The following is a 16157-nucleotide window of genomic DNA, read 5'->3' on the forward strand; positions in this document are numbered from 1 at the left end:
TTCCCACGATCAGTCTTGGCGTTACTTGGCTAGCTTTGTAAGGCGTAGAAGCTCGTTCATGAACCCATCGAAATCCTTGTTGGAAAAGCGCAGGCCTTGAAACCGACTCAAGCGTTCGATTTCAGGTATCCCGAGTTTCTTTGTCTCCTTGAACGAGAATCCGCCCTTTAAGACCGGGACGATACGTTTTTCTAGGTCCATGGCGCGTGCGATCTCGCGGCGAACCCAGTCGTTTTCACTTGCACACCGGTCCAAGGAGCCGGGCGAGAGTATGATGACGAATGTATCCGCCGCTTCGATTTCGCGAATGAGTTGCTCGTCGAATCGCCCCGCTTCAAGTCGCTTCACATCGATGAAAGCGTTGCAGCCTCGCTCCCAAAGGTTTTGAGCGATGAGAAGTGCGGCGGCTTCGTCGTCATGGGTGCGGTAGCTGATGAATACGTCGTGCTTACTGGGGCGAGGTTTGAGGCGCGTCCAGATCAGGGCGGCCGTTGGCTGACCGACTGCGATGCTAATCCAGGACACCCAATGATCGGTCGAATACTGAATTTGAAGAAAGCAGATTGAAATTATGAATACAAGAAGGGTGGCTATCGTGAACGCTAGCTTGAATCCTCGTCTGGATAGATGGTAGAGAGCTCCGGTGACGGGTAGGCTTAAGCAGATCGCGATGATGCATTGGTGCAGCCATGGCAAACGGCGTAGCCATTCGTCACGTATGAGGTTGAGAAATGCGGTAGCATGGATCGCCACGCCCGGTGCTTCCCGCCAGCCGAAGCGGCTAAAGGCGGTGGAAAACGTGTCTTTCGCGTCGCCGAGTTCGCTTAAGGTAAAGTATTGTCCGATGAATACAGATTTGTTCGTGAGCCAGTCGTTGCTTTCTGTATCCAAATTAAGGATCTCCTGAAAGGTGTAGCTGGTGAACGCTCCAGTCGCCTCCGGTCCATAGTAGTTGAGCCAGCGTTCTTCGTTGCTTTCCCGATCGATCTGGGGGCTAATCAAAGCGGACTGGGCGGCGAGCCAGCCTGCGTATGGAGTTCGCTCGAAATCACCTGGAATGCGGCGGATCGTTTTTTCAAACAGCTCGGCATGACCCCAGGTCTTAGCGGCTTCACGAAGCAATGGAGTAGGCGCGTAGACGACGCGCCGGCGTTGATCTCTTTGCGCTAAGGTTTCACCCGCGGCTACGAGGACTACCGAGCCATTGCTTTTTATGGCCTTGGCAAATGCGAAATCGTTTTCCGGGTCTTCGTCGATGAAAGCGAAGTCGTAGAAGATCGAGCGAACTCCGGCTCTGCTCAGCCTTTCAATAAGCTTGGCGTGATGTTCGCGCCCGATCCTGCCATTTTCGCCGTAGCGTTGGAGAGTGTCTTCATTCGTCAGAATGAGCACGACTTCTTCTGTGGAATCGGCAGGCTTGAACAGAAAGGATGCGTCGTAGCTTAGTTGGGCCAAGGGAGGTAAGCTCAGAAGCAATACACCTGCGACGGCGGTGAAAGCGGTAGCTCGCGCGAATGGGTTTCTTGCGATACGGCGAAGCCTTGCCTGCAGTTTAAGGGGCATTGAGTTGGAAGAAGTCAGTCCTATAGCTTTTCAGGTGATAGAGTCAAACGAAGGTATGGTGAACGGGTCTTGTAATCGTCGTTTTCCCACTTAGACTGGCTTCGCCTTTTGGGAATCCAACTAATTGAGCTAGGGCGCGCTTCGAGAAGTCGCGACGTGGTTCCGCCTGCTATGCCTTCCTCTATTCCAAGTCCTCTTCGGAATCGCCTTCGAAGCAGTTGTTTTGTCGGAAGCTTTGCCTTCTGCTTTCGCAGCGCTGCGAGGCTGATCCTCGGTGGACTGCTTGGGGCGGGCGCGGTTTTTGCAGACGATGAAGCCTCTGGTCTGCTGAAGGCGAAACGGGGAAAGGTCGACCACATGCCGTACGCGCGTGGCGTTTGGGTTCCCGCTCCCGTTGGCCAATCGCTGTTTGCGAGGGATCGGCTTTACACACACGAGAACGCTTCGGCGACGGTGTGGTTATCGGACAGACAACCGGTTGATCTTGGTGAGTTGAGCACCCTCGAGATCTTGCCTAAACATCGGTCCAGCGTGGCGTTGCGACTTTTGAAGGGAGCGTTGTATTTCTTCAATCGCGAGTCGGATCGGGAGGCTGAGGTGCGTACGCCCCACGCTACGGGAGCTCCGCGCGGTACCGAGTTTTTGGTAACGGTGGACGAAAAGAGGACTCGGCTCGTGGTCTTCGATGGGGAGGCTGTTTTGAGAAACGAGAAAGGCGAGGTGACGCTTTCTAGTGGTTATGTAGGAATCGCCGAGGCCGGGTCCGCTCCTGTTCGAGAGCCTTTGAGAGCGGAAAGTCTCGTTCAATGGTGGATCTACTATCCAGGAATCTTGGACGTTAGTGAGTTAGAATTCAGTGATAGGGATCGAGATAGACTTGCAGATTCCTTGGTTCGTTTCGCAACGGGCGATTTGCCCGGGGCCTTCGAATCGTATCCAGGCTATCCGAATCCGGAGCCGCCGGCAGGTGATGCGACGAAAGTTTATTTGGCGAACTTGCTGCTTGGCGCGGGTCAATTGGATAAGGCGAAATCGCTTTTGAGCGACTTGTCTCATTCGAATGGGCCAGCTGAAGGGCTGCGCTGGCTCATCGCCGGAACGCAGCGAGAGACGAAAGCGGAGAAAGGGCAAAGTCTTTCGGCGAGCGAACTCGTTGGGCAGTCTTACTATTATCAGTCTCGCTTCGAGCACGCGAACGCCTTGCAGCGAGCGAGGGCGTCGACTGTCTTGTCTCCACGGTTTGGTTACGCGTGGCAACGAGTCGCGGAACTTGAATGGGCGTCGGGCAACGAGTCGAAGGCGCGACAAGCTTTTCAGAACAGTTTGACCTATTCGCCGGCGAATGCCCAAGCCCAGGCTTTCGCGGGCTTCCTAGCCGTAGCAAAGGGTGACCCTGAAACGGCGTTGAAGTCGATGGAGGAGGCGGTCCAATCGAATTCTACACTGAGCGATGCATGGCTTGGAAGGGGGTTGGTTCGTATGAGAAATGAGGATATAAGTGCGGCAATCGCTGATTTGCAGATCGCTGCGGCGCTCGATCTGGATCGCTCTCTCACACGAAGCTACCTAGGGAAGGCCTTTAGTGAAAGAAGCGACTTTGACCTGGCCACTTTAGAGTTCGAGAGGGCAAAGTCCCTGGATCCTGACGATCCGACGCCATGGCTGTATTCGGCCTTGGCGAAAAAGAATGCCTTTCGCGTCAATGAAGCAGTTCGAGACCTAGAGCATTCCATCGAGCTAAATGACAACCGTGCTGTTTTTCGATCGCGATTGTTGCTCGACAGGGATCAGGCTGTGCGCAGAGCGAATTTGGCTGAGGTGTATGCTCGAGCAGGACTCGCAGCGGTGGCGACGAAGGAGGCATCGCGAGCAGTCGCCATTGACTACGCGAACTTTTCTGCCCACCAGTTTTTGGCGGATAGCTTCAATGCGCAGAGGGACCCTAATCTCGTCGATCTTCGCTATGAAACGGCGACCTTCAGTGAGTACCTGTTGGCAAATCTCCTGTCGCCGGTCGGCGGTACGCCGCTTTCCTTTCAAGTTTCCCAGCAGGAGTACACTCGACTGTTCGAACGAGACCGCACGGAGATGCATTCAAATACACGATATGCATCGGATGGACAATGGCAGCAATCGTTGGTCGTCTCCGGAAGGCAAGGAGGCTTCGAATACGCAGTCGAAGCGAACTACCGCGATACCCGTGGTCTAGCGGCCAATACTGACTTGGATCAGCGTTCGCTATCGATCCAAATGAAACGCGAAGTTTCGAACAATGATACTGCGTATGCGCAGGCAGTTTTCAGCAAGGCGGAGTTCGGCGATCTCGCCCAGCGTTTCGATCCGTATCAAACCAGCCCGAATTTCAGAGGCGAAGAGACGCAAAGCCCCAATCTGTTTTTAGGTTGGCGTCACAAATGGTCGCCACAATCCCAGACGCTTTTTCTGGCTTCTCGTGTAGTGGACGAGCTGGTGATCCGTCAACCGGACGCTCGAATCGATGCCTTTGTCTTAGATGGCGAAGGAGCCTTGGAAATCACGCTAGCAGATGCGTTCGCTCCCTATGGAGAGGTCGCAGACCGCTTCGCAGTTGATTTCACGAGTCGATTTGAAGCCTATGGTGTTGAGTTTCAGCAGATTTGGGATGGGGAGCGATTAGATATAGTGGTGGGAGCGAGGGCCCAAAGTGGAGATACGTGGTCGAAAAGCGAAATAGCGTTTCTGGGAGATCCTTTTCCCGGGTTTTATTTCCCTGAAGAGATTCCGGATCAGGCCGTGGAAGAGGGGTTTCGACGCGTGGATGGATACGCCTATATGTATGGTCAACTATCCCCTTGCTTTCAATTCGTGGGAGGAGTCGGCTTTTCGTGGATCGAGTTTCCATCTGCTATCCAATCTCCGCCGGTTTCGTCGGGTAGTCGAAGTGAGGATGCGGTGTATCCGAAAATTGGTTTTATGTGGACACTGAGTGAAGCGAGCGTGTTTCGAGGCGCTTATTCGCGATCGTTGGGGGGACTCTTTCAGGAATCAAGTGTTCGATTGGAGCCGGCGCAGATCAATGGTTTTGGTCAAGCCTATCGCTCTTTGGCGCCGGAATCTGTGGTGGGGACGGTTCCCGGCGCCCGCTTCGAATCGATTAGTTTCGGTTCGGATCATAATCTAGCTAAACAGAGCTATTTCGGATGGGAGGGTGAACGTCTGTCAAGTGAAGTGACGCGAATGGCGGGAGTGTTCAGTGGAGTGGACATGTTCCGATCGATGAAAGCTGACGCTGTGTCGCAAGATATTGAATACGAAGAGTTGAATTTCAGTATGTATTTTAATCGGTTGATTGGTGAAAGCTGGTCGCTGGGTGGAGACTATAGGATTCGTGATTCGAAGCTGAGTCTGGTCACCCCGGGTTTGTCGGAGACCGTCTGGGAAACGGGGTTTGCGGCTCGTTCGGCAAAACTACAGCAAATCGGGCTGTGGGGCGCGTACAGTCACCGGTCAGGAATCTATGGGCGCTTGAGAAGCACGTTCGTCGAACAAAAAAACGCCCACGATGATCAGGCCCTTGGGAGCGAAGCGTTTTGGCAATTTGATGCCTTCTTCGGCTATCGCTGGCCGCGTCAGCGAATGGAGCTATCGGTGGGTCTTTTGAATCTAACTGATCAGGATTATCGCTTGAATCCCCTGAGCCCACATGGTGACTATGCGAGGTCGCGAACGGTGTTCGCTTCCTTCAGTTTCAGTTTGTAGAGGCTGTAAGAATCACTATTCGTCGATCGTTCGAACGCGATAGAAGCGAGCGTTGATGCTCTGTTGGAAACTGGTGTCGATGTACTCTTGGATTTCATCGAGAGTGAAGCCTTCGAGTAGGGGGAACCAAACCGTTAGGTCACTCGAGTATTCGAGAACGTATCGCTTCTCTGAATCGCCTTCCAAGCGCAGGTGCACATTTCCTGGATTTTGGGGAGCGATCATGGTCAACCTTGCTTGCGAGGTTGAGGAGATCCAAGCCTTCAGCGTGTATTCAGTTTCCCAATCTACTACGATGATGTAGGCTGAACCGCGTTTAGCGGGAAAGCTCAGTCTACCCTCGTCACATTGCAATTCAATGCGTTCTCCGATCGTCTCGCCCCTTTGAAGCACGCTGATTGGAGCTTCGATCTGCTGGTCTTCCCATTCGATCGAGACTGTTCCTGTACCAGTGTCGTCGCAAGCAAAGAGGAAGTAGTTGCTGGCGGAGCTGAAGGTACGCTCGCAGAGCAAAGCTTCGCTGTTCGAGTCGGCTTCACCGGCAGTCTCGATACTGACAGCTCCCCGGCTGAGGGTCTGCGGAGCGGTGACGAACCCATCTCTGCCAGCGCCGAACGAGCCGCCACAGGTCTCGGTGAAAAGAAGATCTGCAGAAAAACTCATGCGATACTGGGCTTCAAGCTGCGTGCCCTCTTCGCTCTGGTACGCGCCATTCCTAAAAAGACTGAAATCGATGGTTAGGTTGTCAAAATCGAAGGAGATGCCCGCCTCCTCCTCTTCGATGATTGTATTGTCGAAGAGCCAGACAAAGTCCGTTGCATACTGCGGTTCCGCGAAGTCGACAAGGTCGTGGCTATAGGTTGCCAGAATGCCGCTTTCTTTCGACGATTCGAGAATGATATTTCCTGAGATGGATACGGCGGCTGTTTCTATAATCTGAATACAAGAAGAAGATTCGCCGCAGCTAGGGTCTATCGCAGTCCAGGTTCGAAGTAGGGTTGAGCCATCGTATTCGTCGCTGAAGAATAGATTGTCCTGGCTTAGTGGCGTACAGGAAGAGACGACGGTTGGCCACCCCGTGTTGTCGGGATCGAGATCGTTACAGGGTTCCGGTTCAATGATATCTGAAGGACATTCGATGACGGGTGGTTCACGCACGATGGCTTCGAGCTGGAAATCGAAACTCGCATCAACTACGACAATATATCTGTCGTCTCTCGTAACGGGGAAATAGACCTCGCCCTTTCCGCAGGCGAGTTCTGTCCTCTCGCCGACCTGACCGCCACGGGCCAATATAGCGATAGGAGCGTCGGAGAAACCTTCGTCGATTGATACCTTGGCGTATCCGCTATCTTGGCACACGAGTAGAAGCCAACGGCTTTCCTCGCTGAAATTGCGCTCGCAGATTTCACTTCCATCTTGAGGAGGCGATAGGTTGTCATTGGAGAGAGTGACTCCGCCTCGGCCTAGCACCTGAGGCTGGGTGACGAATCCTGCATCCTCGCCACCGTAAGAACCAAAGCAAGTGTCGCTCACCTTCAGATTTGCTGAGAATGACAGGTCGAAATCGAAGGAGCTCCCTGATTCACCTAGACCCAAGAGCCCGTCTTTAAAAATACTGAAATCGATAGTCAGAGTTGTCGCTGTGGCCTGGATACCATGTGTGGATGGTGAGACATCTTCTCCGTCTATTGTCCATTGATAGGAGGTGACTTGATCGCGCGAAACTGAGTCGAGCAGGTCATTGCTGTAGGTGGAGACGAGACCGCCTTGTTCGCTCGAAACGAAATCTATAATGCCGCTGATGAAAACCGATTCGAGGAAGATCTTCTGTTCACAAGTCTCAGACTCTCCACAGATGGGGTCGATTGCCTTCCAAGTCCTTATGATCGAATCGTCGGACTCGTTGTAGACGTCTGAGTAGACTAGGTCCACCTCACTGGGATCAGAGCAGGCGTTGAGTATCTTCGGCCAGCCCGTCACGTCCGGATGAATTTGGTTACACTCGACAGAGATATCCAAAGGGCATTCTATTTCAGGCGGATCGACCACGGTTGCTTCGAGTTCGAATGCCGACGGCGTGTCCACGATGATGAGGTAGACCTCACCCTCTACGGATGGAAATCCGATCTCTCCTGTTCCGCAACCTATCTCGATTCTCGATCCCACCAATTCGCCAGGCCTCATCACCGCTATCTTAGTTTGGTCATTGTCGGCGAGTGAAATGTAGGCATATCCATTTTCCTGGCACTTGAACTGGATCCACTTGCTGTTTGATGAAAACGTCTCCTCGCAAATTGTCTTTTGCTTGAGCGAAGCCGAGCCATCGCTCGCGCTCAAGCGAGTCATTCCTCGATTGAGGGCGTAGGGTATTGGCGGGAAGCCGGCATCACTGGATCCGTAGGTGCCATTGCAGTTTTCCCCAACGCGTAGGGTCGCAGAGTAGGCGAGAGAAATGCCGCTCGGAGACGTTTGATCCGATCCCAGTCCCCACTCGCCGTCCTGGTATTGGGAAAAGTCGATGGTGATCGTGAAGGCGTCGAAGGATACTCCTGGCTCGGTATTGTCGATTTCGATTCCATCTACTGACCAAGTGTAGGAGGTGATATTGTCCTGGTTTACGAAATCCGCCAAATCGTTCGTGAAGGTGGAAATGATTCCACCTTCCGAGCTATCTAGTGGATCAATATAGCCGTCCAGAGTCACTGACTCGAGAAAGATCTCTTGTTCGCAGTTTTCTGATTCACCGCAAATCGGATCGATTGCTTTCCATGTTCGGATAATGGAATCGTTCAATGCGTTGTATTCGTCCTCGTACTCTAAAACGATATCAGGAGATGATGAGCAGGAAGTGACAATCGTTGGCCATCCTGTCGAGTCGGGGTGGGTGTCATCGCAGGATGTCGTGACGTTGTCTGGGCAGTCTATGATTGGCTTGTCTACGAACTCGCCATCTCTTGCGTGGAAGACCCACAGGCCGGGAGTCCCGACATTGCTCATGGTGAGCAGATTCGTAGCGGTTTCTGTCATGGCTCCCGGAAGCGAGTAGAAGACGCCTCCGTCGCCGCTATCGTAGCCCGATTGGGCGATGGTGCCACCGAGTCCGTCGATGCCGCCTGAAGCGTCTCCGGTTGTCCACTCCAGCTGGTTGTAGCGGAACTCTACATCGAAGTCGCCGGAATTCAGATCGGATCGATTTCTGAGGACCAATTGGAATCGATTGGTCTTCGATAGGTTGATTGAGTAGAAGCCGACAGTATCCCAAGTTACAACTACAGCGTCCGAGTCGACGGTAGCGAAATAGACGCGATTCGCTTCCGCTTGACTTGGTACGGGGCGCGTATCCACATCCGCCCACCATGGCGCGATGATCGGGTCGCCACTGTCGCGAGGAAAAGCCAAAGGAACGTAACCAGGGTCATTTTCGCCAAAGGCAACCACCCCGTTGTCCGAGACGAGGACGCTGCTGTGCGAGCCGCCAAAAATGTTAACTGAAAATGGAAGCTCGAAAATTTGATATGTATCAACCACTCGTTCCAGGGTGTCTTCGCCATAGTCTCGAGGCCCGCCGAGTCCATCGATGAGCTCTACTTGGCCAAGCAGCCGAGTTGCGGTCGAAATAAGAAGACAGGCGCACGTACGCCAAATGTGAGCAGGCTGCATCACAGGAAGCGATTCAGAGGAGTTGGTTTATCGGTGGGTAACGAAGGCGTTCAGGTATTCTAGTAAGCCTTTCTTATATCACTCACAAGCTAAAGGCTTTGACTAAGGGATAACAGTGACTGGGTTAGGTGTTTGGATGGGTCGGGCATCAGGTCATGCCATGGTTTGTGGACCTGATCAGGTCGATACTCTGTATTGGCCCTTCGACAACGAAGGCTGGGATCGAACCTTCGAGCTAGACGAAGGCGTGTTCGTGGGCTAGCGCTGGTACGATGGCAAAGGCATTGAGCCGCTGTTCCCCTTTGGCCATGGGCTTTCGTATACGAAGTTTGAATACTCGGAGGTCACGGTTTCGAAGTCGGAGTTTTCCGCAGGCGAGACCAAGACGGTAAGCTTCCAGCTTGACCGCGCCGCCTTCAGCTTCTGGTCGCCTGAGTCCAAGGATTGGACTGCCGAGCCGGGCGACTTCGAGCTGCTTGTTGGGGCCAGCAGTCGAGACATTCGGCAGAGCGCTTCGGTGGCGATGCGCTAGCATATTTTTATACTGCTCGTTGGCGGCAGGTTCGTTCTTCGTTTGCGAGACTTGGGAAAACGCGAAAGCCCCTTCGTAGATGAGGCTTGCTTCATCGAGGGGTTGTTCTATGGATTCGGGCCGATCGGATGCCCGTGATCGAACCTCAGCACGGGTCGAACGTTTGGAGATGGATTGAAATATGGGAGACTTGCTTCTTCTTAAGCGGCTGAATGAATCAGGTGTCGCCGATTGGCGGATACGACTAGCGAATTGGGTGGACTCCGATGCGGTGCAGCGTTGGGTGATCTCGGCCATCGTCTTGAATGGCTTGATCCTAGGACTGGAGACCAACGAAGCGCTGATGGAGTCTTGGGGCGTTTGGCTTAAGTTCATCGACAAGGCGCTGCTAGCGGTTTTCACCATCGAAATCGCCCTTAAGCTGCTGGCCTACCGACAGGTCTTTTTTCGCAGCGGGTGGAATCTCTTCGATTTTCTAGTGGTAGCGGTCGCGTTCGTTCCCGGGGCCGGACCGTGGTCGGTGTTGCGGACCTTGCGCGTTTTTCGGGTGCTGCGCTTGCTCACCGCGGTGCCGCAGCTGAAGCGAGTCGTGGCGGCGTTCATACATGCCATACCCGGGCTTTCCGGAGTGATGCTGGTGATGGCCATCTTCTTCTATACCATGGCGATTCTCGCTACGACTTTGTTCGGGGAGGCCTTTCCTGAGTGGTTCGGCACCTTAGGGGCGAGCCTGTATTCGCTTTTTCAGGTCATGACCTTGGAGAGCTGGTCGATGGGCATCGTTCGTCCGGTGATGGAAGTCTATCCTTGGGCGTGGGCGTTTTTCGTTCCGTTCATCGTCATTGCCACCTTTACGATTCTCAATCTATTCATCGGCATCATCGTTTCGACCATGCAGGAGCTTTCCGTATTGCCAGATCCCGCCACGCGAGATGGAGAGATTCTGCGAACGCTCGGGCGCATGGAAGACGAACTGGAGCGCTTGCGGGCCCAGCTGAGAAATCGCTAAGGGTAGGTCGGTCGATCTTGCGATGCGGCCGGCCGGGCCGTCCCGCCCTGCCTTTTCGTGCGGGCTTTGGCGGGTACCTGCGCGGGGATTGGGGCGATGGAGGTGACGCTCTCCATGGTGGAGTCCGAGATAGGCGCGTATCCAATTACTAGTGACGCCTCTAGCATGGTCGAATGTGACTAGTGGGCTTCGTTTAGAGGCGTAGCATAAAGCGCGAAAAAAAACCGCAAAAGGAGTCGATCAGTCTTGACTGGCGTTCTAAATACGAAAATAAATTCGCGTAACAAAATTCTTAAATAGGGAGGAGAAATGAAAACGAACATGCAGATGAATGTCGGGTCGCCGCCCGTGAGGGCGGGCGACGTTTACGAAGGTACGGGCAACCGGAACGCTCCCCGGGAGGGGACTGTAGACGCCAGCTTCGCCAAGCGGGTTTGGTCTCGAGACGAGACCCGAGTTGGGGCGCGTTTTCCGAGGTTCAACCTTCAGTCGCCATGGGGATAGTGGAGGAGACGCTGGAGGGTCGCCTGAGCCACGGACTGAGGGTCCAGGCTATAGGCATGAAGCTGGGACGGTCGGCTCAGGAGGCGATTCGGCGAAAGGCTGAAGCCATGACGCGTCGCTATCCAGGGCTGCTGGGCCTCGCTGTGGAGTTGCGACGCGTGGTCTTAGGGCCCCGAAGAAGCGAGTACTTGGTGAAGGCGCGTCTGGTTTTGCCGGGCTACGACCGCATCGTGGCGAAGCGATCCGAGGAGCTAGGCTTGGCGCTCGCGAACGCATTCGAGGTGGCCGATCGCCAGTTGAGGCGGCGGGCGACGCGAGCGCGGTTTTGAGGTTTTGGTTGGAGGAAAAGGAACCAAGGAACAAAAAGAAGGCTGCCGTCCGGTTCGGGCGGCAGTTTCCGTTTGCGCGATCCGACCTCAAGCTCGGACTTGAAAAACGAATCCGAATGCGCGAACGTTGTTGCGTATTCCTTCGCGCTCATGATCGGCCATTCTCATCGAAAGACGCTTACGCCGCAGGAATCGGCGGCTCATTCCTGGACCTTTTTTTCCAATCATGCCCACGTCTTGGTCTGCTTGCACTACGACGAGGATCTGACGCTTCGGGAGGTTGCGGATCAAGTGGGCATCACGGAGCGGGCGGTTCAGAAAATCGTGGCGGAGCTGGAAGCCGCTGGCATAATCTCCCGTTCAAAGCTAGGGCGTCGCAATACTTACGAGGTGAATGCGTCGGTCAGATTGCGGCATCCGATAGAGGCCCATCGCTCGGTGGGCGATCTGCTGGATTTCGTCTTGAAGGGGCGTTGAGGGAGGCTGCGAGTCGGATCGCTTTACGAACTGGGGTCTGCTGGTCGGATCTTGGAGAGCAGACCTGAGCAGAGCCATTTTGAAACGCTGCGGGCGAGCACCGGATTTCCGGTGACCTTGAGAAGGCCGTCGCGTCTGGCTTTTGCGATGGTGGTGTCGCCAGCCCAGATTTCCGTCATGGTGCGCAGATTGCAGCGCAGGGTGACGTCGACTTCCTTGCCCGGGTTGTCGATGCAGAGTTCTCGAGCGCCGTTTTCTTCGATGACGATCCACCAGTGGGCGAACATCTCGAGACTGGGGAAAATGAAGTGGATGACAGTGCGGCCGGCGGGAAGCTGGTCGGTGTCGATGCGGCGCTTGAAATCGGTCATCAGCAGCTCCACGTCCAGCTCCTCGTCGTCCATCTGCCCGCGGGCCCAGCGAGCTCCCCACTCGCCGAGGCTCATGACGATGGGGCCGAGCTCGCGTCCGGCGGCGGTGAGGAAGTACTCCGAGTGGCGTTTTCCCTGTAGTTCCTTTTTGATGACAAGACCACAGTCCACTAGCTGCTTGAGGCGTTTGGCGAGCAAGGTGGGCGACATTTGGGAGAGGCCGCGTTGGAGCTCGTTGAAACGCGTCTCGCCGAGCAGGAGTTCGCGGATCAGGAGCAGAGTCCAGCGTTCGCCGATGACTTCGGCGGCTTTGGCGATGGGGCAGAATTGACCGTACTTGAGGCTCATGTCGGGCTACAGATTTTGTAGTGGTTTGCTACAGTCTGTGTTGTAGAGGAATGCGAAGCGATCGGTTAGAGTAGGCGGCGTCAACCGGAGCGATGTTCGTTTCGGTGAACCAAGAAACCATAGACAGTGAGATTAGAATAATGCCACTCGTAAACGTACAGATCATCGAAAACGTATTCACCCCTGAACAGAAGAAGGAAATCATCACCAAGGTGACCGATGCCATGCTCTCCATCGAAGGCGAGGCCTTGCGTGAAGTGACCTGGGTCAAGATCGACGAGGTCAAGGAAGGCAACTGGGGCATCGGCGGCCACCCGCTCACCGCAGCCGACGTGCGCCGCATGCAGATGGCGGAGGCGTAGATTTCGAAAATGCCGGAACGAAAGAGGTGACGCTTGCGGGATCGCGGGCGTCGCCTTTTTGCGCTTCCTGGGCTGACGGGGAGCCGCTCTCTGCGGAGTAGACGAAAACACCATGATGATATTTGCGAGTTCACTTCGTTGCCTGGTGGGGAGGAGGATCTGCCTGCTTTGCCTAGGCCTGGCGCTCCCCATGAGCGGATCAAATCTACGCGCGGAAGGCCTCGACCGCAGTTCGTTGCTGGGAAATTGGAGCGGAATCTTGGCGTTCGGCGATCAACAGGCTGAGGTTTTCTATGAAATCGATGAAGAAGAGGGGAAGCTGGTATCATGGCTCACTTTGGAGAAAGGCGGGCTGTACGCTATGGGGCCGTCGGTGGTCGAGCGGGACGAAGCGGGGGTGTGGAAACTGGACTGGTTCGGTCGGGTGTATTCGGTAGATGGAAACGGACAACTGATCGGAGCGTTTCAGCATTACGACAAAGCCCTCGAACTGGTGTTGGAAAAAGTGGATACAGTGCCACCAAAGCCGAAGGAGAAATGGGCTGTTGACGAGCCGAGGGTGGATTGGGTTGTCGAGGTTGCTGGAGGCGTTTGGGCGGCTCCGGCGGCAGGACAGGGGTTGGTTCTTGTGGGTGACGATTCGGGAATGGTGACGGCCATGCATGACGATACTGGGAATGTCGCGTGGCGTTTTCGAACGGGGGCTGGCATCTATGCGAGCCCGAAACTTGATGAAGATTTTCTCTATGCGTCGTCGGATGATGGATACGTGTATTGCTTAGCGGTGGGTGATGGGGTGGAGCGTTGGCGGACGCGCTTAGGTGGAGGCTTTATGGAGCGCAGCGCTCGATTGCCGCGGGTAGATGATGGAGCCTATGACTATCGTTCCTCGTCGCCGGTGATCGTTGAGGGCACGCTCTTCGTGGGCGGAGCGAAGGGCGGTGTTTGGGCGTTGGATACGGAGACTGGCGAAGTGTTGTGGGAGTTTGTGACGGAAGGACGCGTAAGCGGCGATGTGGCGGTCGCGGGAGACGTGCTGGTTTTCGGGTGCCGCGATGGGCGTGTCTATGCGATTGATCGGAATTCAGGCTCTGAACGTTGGCGGCACGAGGTTGGGGCGGAGGTCGTCTCCACGCCAGCGGTACATGACGGGTTGGCGATTGTGGGATCGCGCAACGCGTCCTTGCTGGCCTTGGATGTGGAAACGGGCCAGCCGCGTTGGGAGAGTTTGACGTGGACCTCTTGGGTGGAGTCGAGCGGGGTGGTCTCAGGCGAGCGGATGTTTATCGGATCGTCGGATGTCGCGAAGCTGTGTGCCCGAAAATTGGATACAGGCGAAATCGGATGGGAACGGTTTCTGGGAGGCTCGCTTTGGGCGAAGCCAGCGGTGGCTGGGAGACGGGTCTACGCGGGAGTGACAGGCTCGGTGGGCTATTTCGCTCCGCACGTGGGGGCGTTCGCGTGCGTGGACGCGGAAAGCGGGGAGTTGGTTTGGAGGATGGAGTTTGAGCCGACGGAGGAGGCGTTTTTATACGGGTGTCCCGGAGGAGGCGTGACGGAAGGAGAGCGGGTGTATTTCGGAACGCTGGATGGGCGGGTGTTTGCGGTGAAGCGATGAGTGGGAATCGTTGCGGTTTCCCCTCGCGGGGAGATGTGGTTCGGATGGTTCGCTCTTTTGCTAGGTTTCGCGTTCTGAGTCAGTGCTTCGCCCTCCCTTGATTTGTCTTGCCCTGTTGGGTCGCAAATGAATCCAGTTGGCTGAATGGAGATTCCTTACCAAAGACTCGATCCAGAAATTCTGCGGGCGGTTATCGTAGAGTTCGTGACCCGCGAAGGCACGGACTACGGCGAGCGGGTGTACTCCCTCGATGAGAAAGTGGCGGCAGTGCAGGATCAGCTTGTTTCGGGAAGCGCTCGAATCGAATTCGATACCGAGAGCGAAACCTGCAATGTGGTGGTGGTTCGCTAGGGTGCGTTTTCGCTTGGGTTGTCGTGCGTTTAGATCGGGTTGAATAAGCGAGCTCGGAGGTTGTTATTCACGCGTTCGCTCGTTGAGGTGTCGCGCTGCTCGGTACGCGCTACCGTTGGGACTGACTCAGCGAAACGCTCTCGTTTGTGCGGAGGCGAGTAGGAACTCGTTTTGCGGGCTCGCGGGTGTCAGTCGATTTCCTCGCGAATGCGAGGGGCGACTTCTTTCCCGAGCAGTTCGATGGCCTGAATGAGCTGGCTATGGGAGAGGGCGGCCACGGACATCTGAAAACTGAAGCGGTCGATCCCGCCAAGGGCCTCGCTGGTGCGCAGGACTTTTTCGGCCACGGTCTGGGGCGAGCCCACGTGAAGGGCGCCTTGGGGTTCGAGCAGGGCTTCGAACTGGGCCCGAGTGGTGGGAGGCCAGCCTCGTTCCTTGCCGATTTTGGTGAAGGCCCGAGCGTAGCCTGGAAAAAACTCGTCAGCGGCCTGCTGATCGCTGGGGGCGGCGTAGCCGAGGCAGTGGAGGCCGACTTTTAAGGCTTCGGGCGAGTGGCCAGCTGCCGCGCCCGCTTGGCGGTAGAGGTCGACGAGCGGTTTGAAGCGATGGGGCTGTCCGCCGATGATGGCGATCATGAGGGGGAGACCGAGGGAACCGGCCCGGACGAAGGACTCGGGGGTACCGCCCACGCCTAGCCAGACGGGGAGCGGATCTTGCAGCGGCCGCGGATAGACGCCTTGGCCGGAGAGGGCGGGTCGGTGGCGACCGGACCAGGTGACGTGTTCTCTCTGGCGCAGGGCGAGCAGGAGATCGAGCTTTTCGGCGAAAAGGGAGTCGTAGTCTTCGAGCTCAAGCCCGAAGAGTGGGAAGGCTTCGATGAAGGAGCCGCGGCCGACGACCATCTCGGCCCGACCTTGGGAGAGCAGGTCGAGAGTAGCGTACTGTTGGAAGACGCGTACCGGGTCGGCGGCGCTGAGCACGGTGACGGCGCTGGAGAGTCGGATGCGTTCAGTGCGGGCGGCGGCAGCAGCAAGGAGGAGGGCAGGGGAGGAGTCGAGGTACTCCGGACGGTGATGTTCGCCGATGCCGAAGACGTCGAGTCCGGCGCGATCGGCGGTTTCGATTTCCTGCAGGAGGTCGGCCACGCGCTGGGCAGGTTTTGGTTCCACGCCGGTCGTCGGGTTGGCGTCCGTGGCTACGAAGCTGTCGATTCCGATTTGCATATGGGAGAGAGACGAATGGGACGGGCGATCGCTGGCGGGTTGGGGGTGGCGCGTGACGTCCTCGGCACG

Annotated in this window: 12 protein-coding genes and 1 pseudogene; 8 read left to right on the forward strand and 5 right to left on the reverse strand. The window is 55.8% G+C overall.

Annotated features, from left to right (window positions below):
- Positions 1–21: 21 nt before the first annotated feature.
- Complete coding sequence (locus QEH54_RS14745) at positions 22–1563, reverse strand: CHASE2 domain-containing protein (RefSeq protein WP_309019465.1); 1542 nt, start codon at positions 1561–1563, stop codon at positions 22–24.
- 171 nt (positions 1564–1734) lie between these two features.
- On the opposite strand from QEH54_RS14745, the gene QEH54_RS14750 reads away from it, so the two are divergent.
- A complete protein-coding gene (locus tag QEH54_RS14750) occupies positions 1735–5301 on the forward strand; it encodes a FecR domain-containing protein (RefSeq protein WP_309019466.1) in 3567 nt (1188 codons plus the stop codon).
- Between the two features lie 15 nt (positions 5302–5316).
- On the opposite strand, the gene QEH54_RS14755 is transcribed toward QEH54_RS14750, so the two are convergent.
- Entirely contained in the window at positions 5317–8964 is a 3648-nt protein-coding gene (locus QEH54_RS14755) for a nidogen-like domain-containing protein (RefSeq protein WP_345785660.1), read from the reverse strand.
- A gap of 241 nt (positions 8965–9205) precedes the next feature.
- Here QEH54_RS14755 and QEH54_RS22920 point away from each other — a divergent pair.
- Together QEH54_RS22920 and QEH54_RS14760 are read left to right on the forward strand one after the other, a co-directional pair.
- A pseudogene (locus QEH54_RS22920) lies at positions 9206–9496 on the forward strand (fibronectin type III-like domain-contianing protein); the annotation flags it as partial.
- Between the two features lie 181 nt (positions 9497–9677).
- On the forward strand, positions 9678–10505 hold the full coding sequence (locus QEH54_RS14760; RefSeq protein ID WP_309019468.1) for an ion transporter: 828 nt from the start codon (positions 9678–9680) through the stop codon (positions 10503–10505).
- On the opposite strand, the gene QEH54_RS14765 is transcribed toward QEH54_RS14760, so the two are convergent.
- Positions 10502–10672 carry a hypothetical protein gene (locus QEH54_RS14765; protein WP_309019469.1) on the reverse strand — a complete coding sequence of 57 codons (171 nt, stop codon included), beginning with the start codon at positions 10670–10672 and terminating at the stop codon, positions 10502–10504. The two genes, QEH54_RS14760 and QEH54_RS14765, sit on opposite strands and share 4 nt — an antisense overlap.
- Before the next feature lie 327 nt (positions 10673–10999).
- Here QEH54_RS14765 and QEH54_RS14770 point away from each other — a divergent pair, with 327 nt between their 5' ends.
- Both QEH54_RS14770 and QEH54_RS14775 read left to right on the forward strand, forming a co-directional pair.
- Positions 11000–11338, forward strand: a complete 339-nt coding sequence (locus tag QEH54_RS14770) for an HPF/RaiA family ribosome-associated protein (protein ID WP_309019470.1) — start codon at positions 11000–11002, stop codon at positions 11336–11338.
- A 150-nt stretch (positions 11339–11488) separates the two neighbouring features.
- Positions 11489–11815, forward strand: coding sequence for a winged helix-turn-helix domain-containing protein (locus QEH54_RS14775; RefSeq protein ID WP_309019471.1), 327 nt, complete (start codon positions 11489–11491; stop codon positions 11813–11815).
- A 23-nt stretch (positions 11816–11838) separates the two neighbouring features.
- Here QEH54_RS14775 and QEH54_RS14780 read toward each other — a convergent pair whose 3' ends face one another.
- On the reverse strand, positions 11839–12534 hold the full coding sequence (locus tag QEH54_RS14780) for a helix-turn-helix domain-containing protein (RefSeq protein ID WP_309019472.1): 696 nt from the start codon (positions 12532–12534) through the stop codon (positions 11839–11841).
- A gap of 140 nt (positions 12535–12674) precedes the next feature.
- Here QEH54_RS14780 and QEH54_RS14785 point away from each other — a divergent pair, with 140 nt between their 5' ends.
- From QEH54_RS14785 to QEH54_RS14795, 3 genes are all read left to right on the forward strand, one after another.
- Complete coding sequence (locus tag QEH54_RS14785) at positions 12675–12896, forward strand: 4-oxalocrotonate tautomerase family protein (RefSeq protein WP_309019473.1); 222 nt, start codon at positions 12675–12677, stop codon at positions 12894–12896.
- 190 nt (positions 12897–13086) lie between these two features.
- On the forward strand, positions 13087–14514 hold the full coding sequence (locus tag QEH54_RS14790) for a PQQ-binding-like beta-propeller repeat protein (protein ID WP_309019474.1): 1428 nt from the start codon (positions 13087–13089) through the stop codon (positions 14512–14514).
- A gap of 144 nt (positions 14515–14658) precedes the next feature.
- The gene (locus QEH54_RS14795) at positions 14659–14865 is read left to right on the forward strand and encodes a YheU family protein (protein WP_309019475.1); all 207 of its coding nucleotides are present in this window, start codon (positions 14659–14661) and stop codon (positions 14863–14865) included.
- Positions 14866–15053: 188 nt separating this feature from the next.
- On the opposite strand, the gene QEH54_RS14800 is transcribed toward QEH54_RS14795, so the two are convergent.
- The gene (locus QEH54_RS14800; protein WP_345785662.1) at positions 15054–16088 is read right to left on the reverse strand and encodes an LLM class flavin-dependent oxidoreductase; all 1035 of its coding nucleotides are present in this window, start codon (positions 16086–16088) and stop codon (positions 15054–15056) included.
- Positions 16089–16157 lie beyond the last annotated feature (69 nt).

This window comes from Pelagicoccus sp. SDUM812003 (assembly GCF_031127815.1).
Lineage (GTDB): Bacteria > Verrucomicrobiota > Verrucomicrobiia > Opitutales > Opitutaceae > Pelagicoccus.

What these genes read in the sequence shown, in the direction of transcription:
- QEH54_RS14745 (WP_309019465.1), bottom strand. Translation starts at nt 1,563, where the DNA reads ATGCCCCTTAAACTGCAGGCAAGGCTTCGCCGTATCGCAAGAAACCCA.
- QEH54_RS14750 (WP_309019466.1), top strand. Translation starts at nt 1,735, where the DNA reads ATGCCTTCCTCTATTCCAAGTCCTCTTCGGAATCGCCTTCGAAGCAGT.
- QEH54_RS14755 (WP_345785660.1), bottom strand. Translation starts at nt 8,964, where the DNA reads ATGCAGCCTGCTCACATTTGGCGTACGTGCGCCTGTCTTCTTATTTCG.
- QEH54_RS14760 (WP_309019468.1), top strand. Translation starts at nt 9,678, where the DNA reads ATGGGAGACTTGCTTCTTCTTAAGCGGCTGAATGAATCAGGTGTCGCC.
- QEH54_RS14765 (WP_309019469.1), bottom strand. Translation starts at nt 10,672, where the DNA reads ATGCTAGAGGCGTCACTAGTAATTGGATACGCGCCTATCTCGGACTCC.
- QEH54_RS14770 (WP_309019470.1), top strand. Translation starts at nt 11,000, where the DNA reads ATGGGGATAGTGGAGGAGACGCTGGAGGGTCGCCTGAGCCACGGACTG.
- QEH54_RS14775 (WP_309019471.1), top strand. Translation starts at nt 11,489, where the DNA reads ATGATCGGCCATTCTCATCGAAAGACGCTTACGCCGCAGGAATCGGCG.
- QEH54_RS14780 (WP_309019472.1), bottom strand. Translation starts at nt 12,534, where the DNA reads ATGAGCCTCAAGTACGGTCAATTCTGCCCCATCGCCAAAGCCGCCGAA.
- QEH54_RS14785 (WP_309019473.1), top strand. Translation starts at nt 12,675, where the DNA reads ATGCCACTCGTAAACGTACAGATCATCGAAAACGTATTCACCCCTGAA.
- QEH54_RS14790 (WP_309019474.1), top strand. Translation starts at nt 13,087, where the DNA reads ATGAGCGGATCAAATCTACGCGCGGAAGGCCTCGACCGCAGTTCGTTG.
- QEH54_RS14795 (WP_309019475.1), top strand. Translation starts at nt 14,659, where the DNA reads ATGGAGATTCCTTACCAAAGACTCGATCCAGAAATTCTGCGGGCGGTT.
- QEH54_RS14800 (WP_345785662.1), bottom strand. Translation starts at nt 16,088, where the DNA reads ATGCAAATCGGAATCGACAGCTTCGTAGCCACGGACGCCAACCCGACG.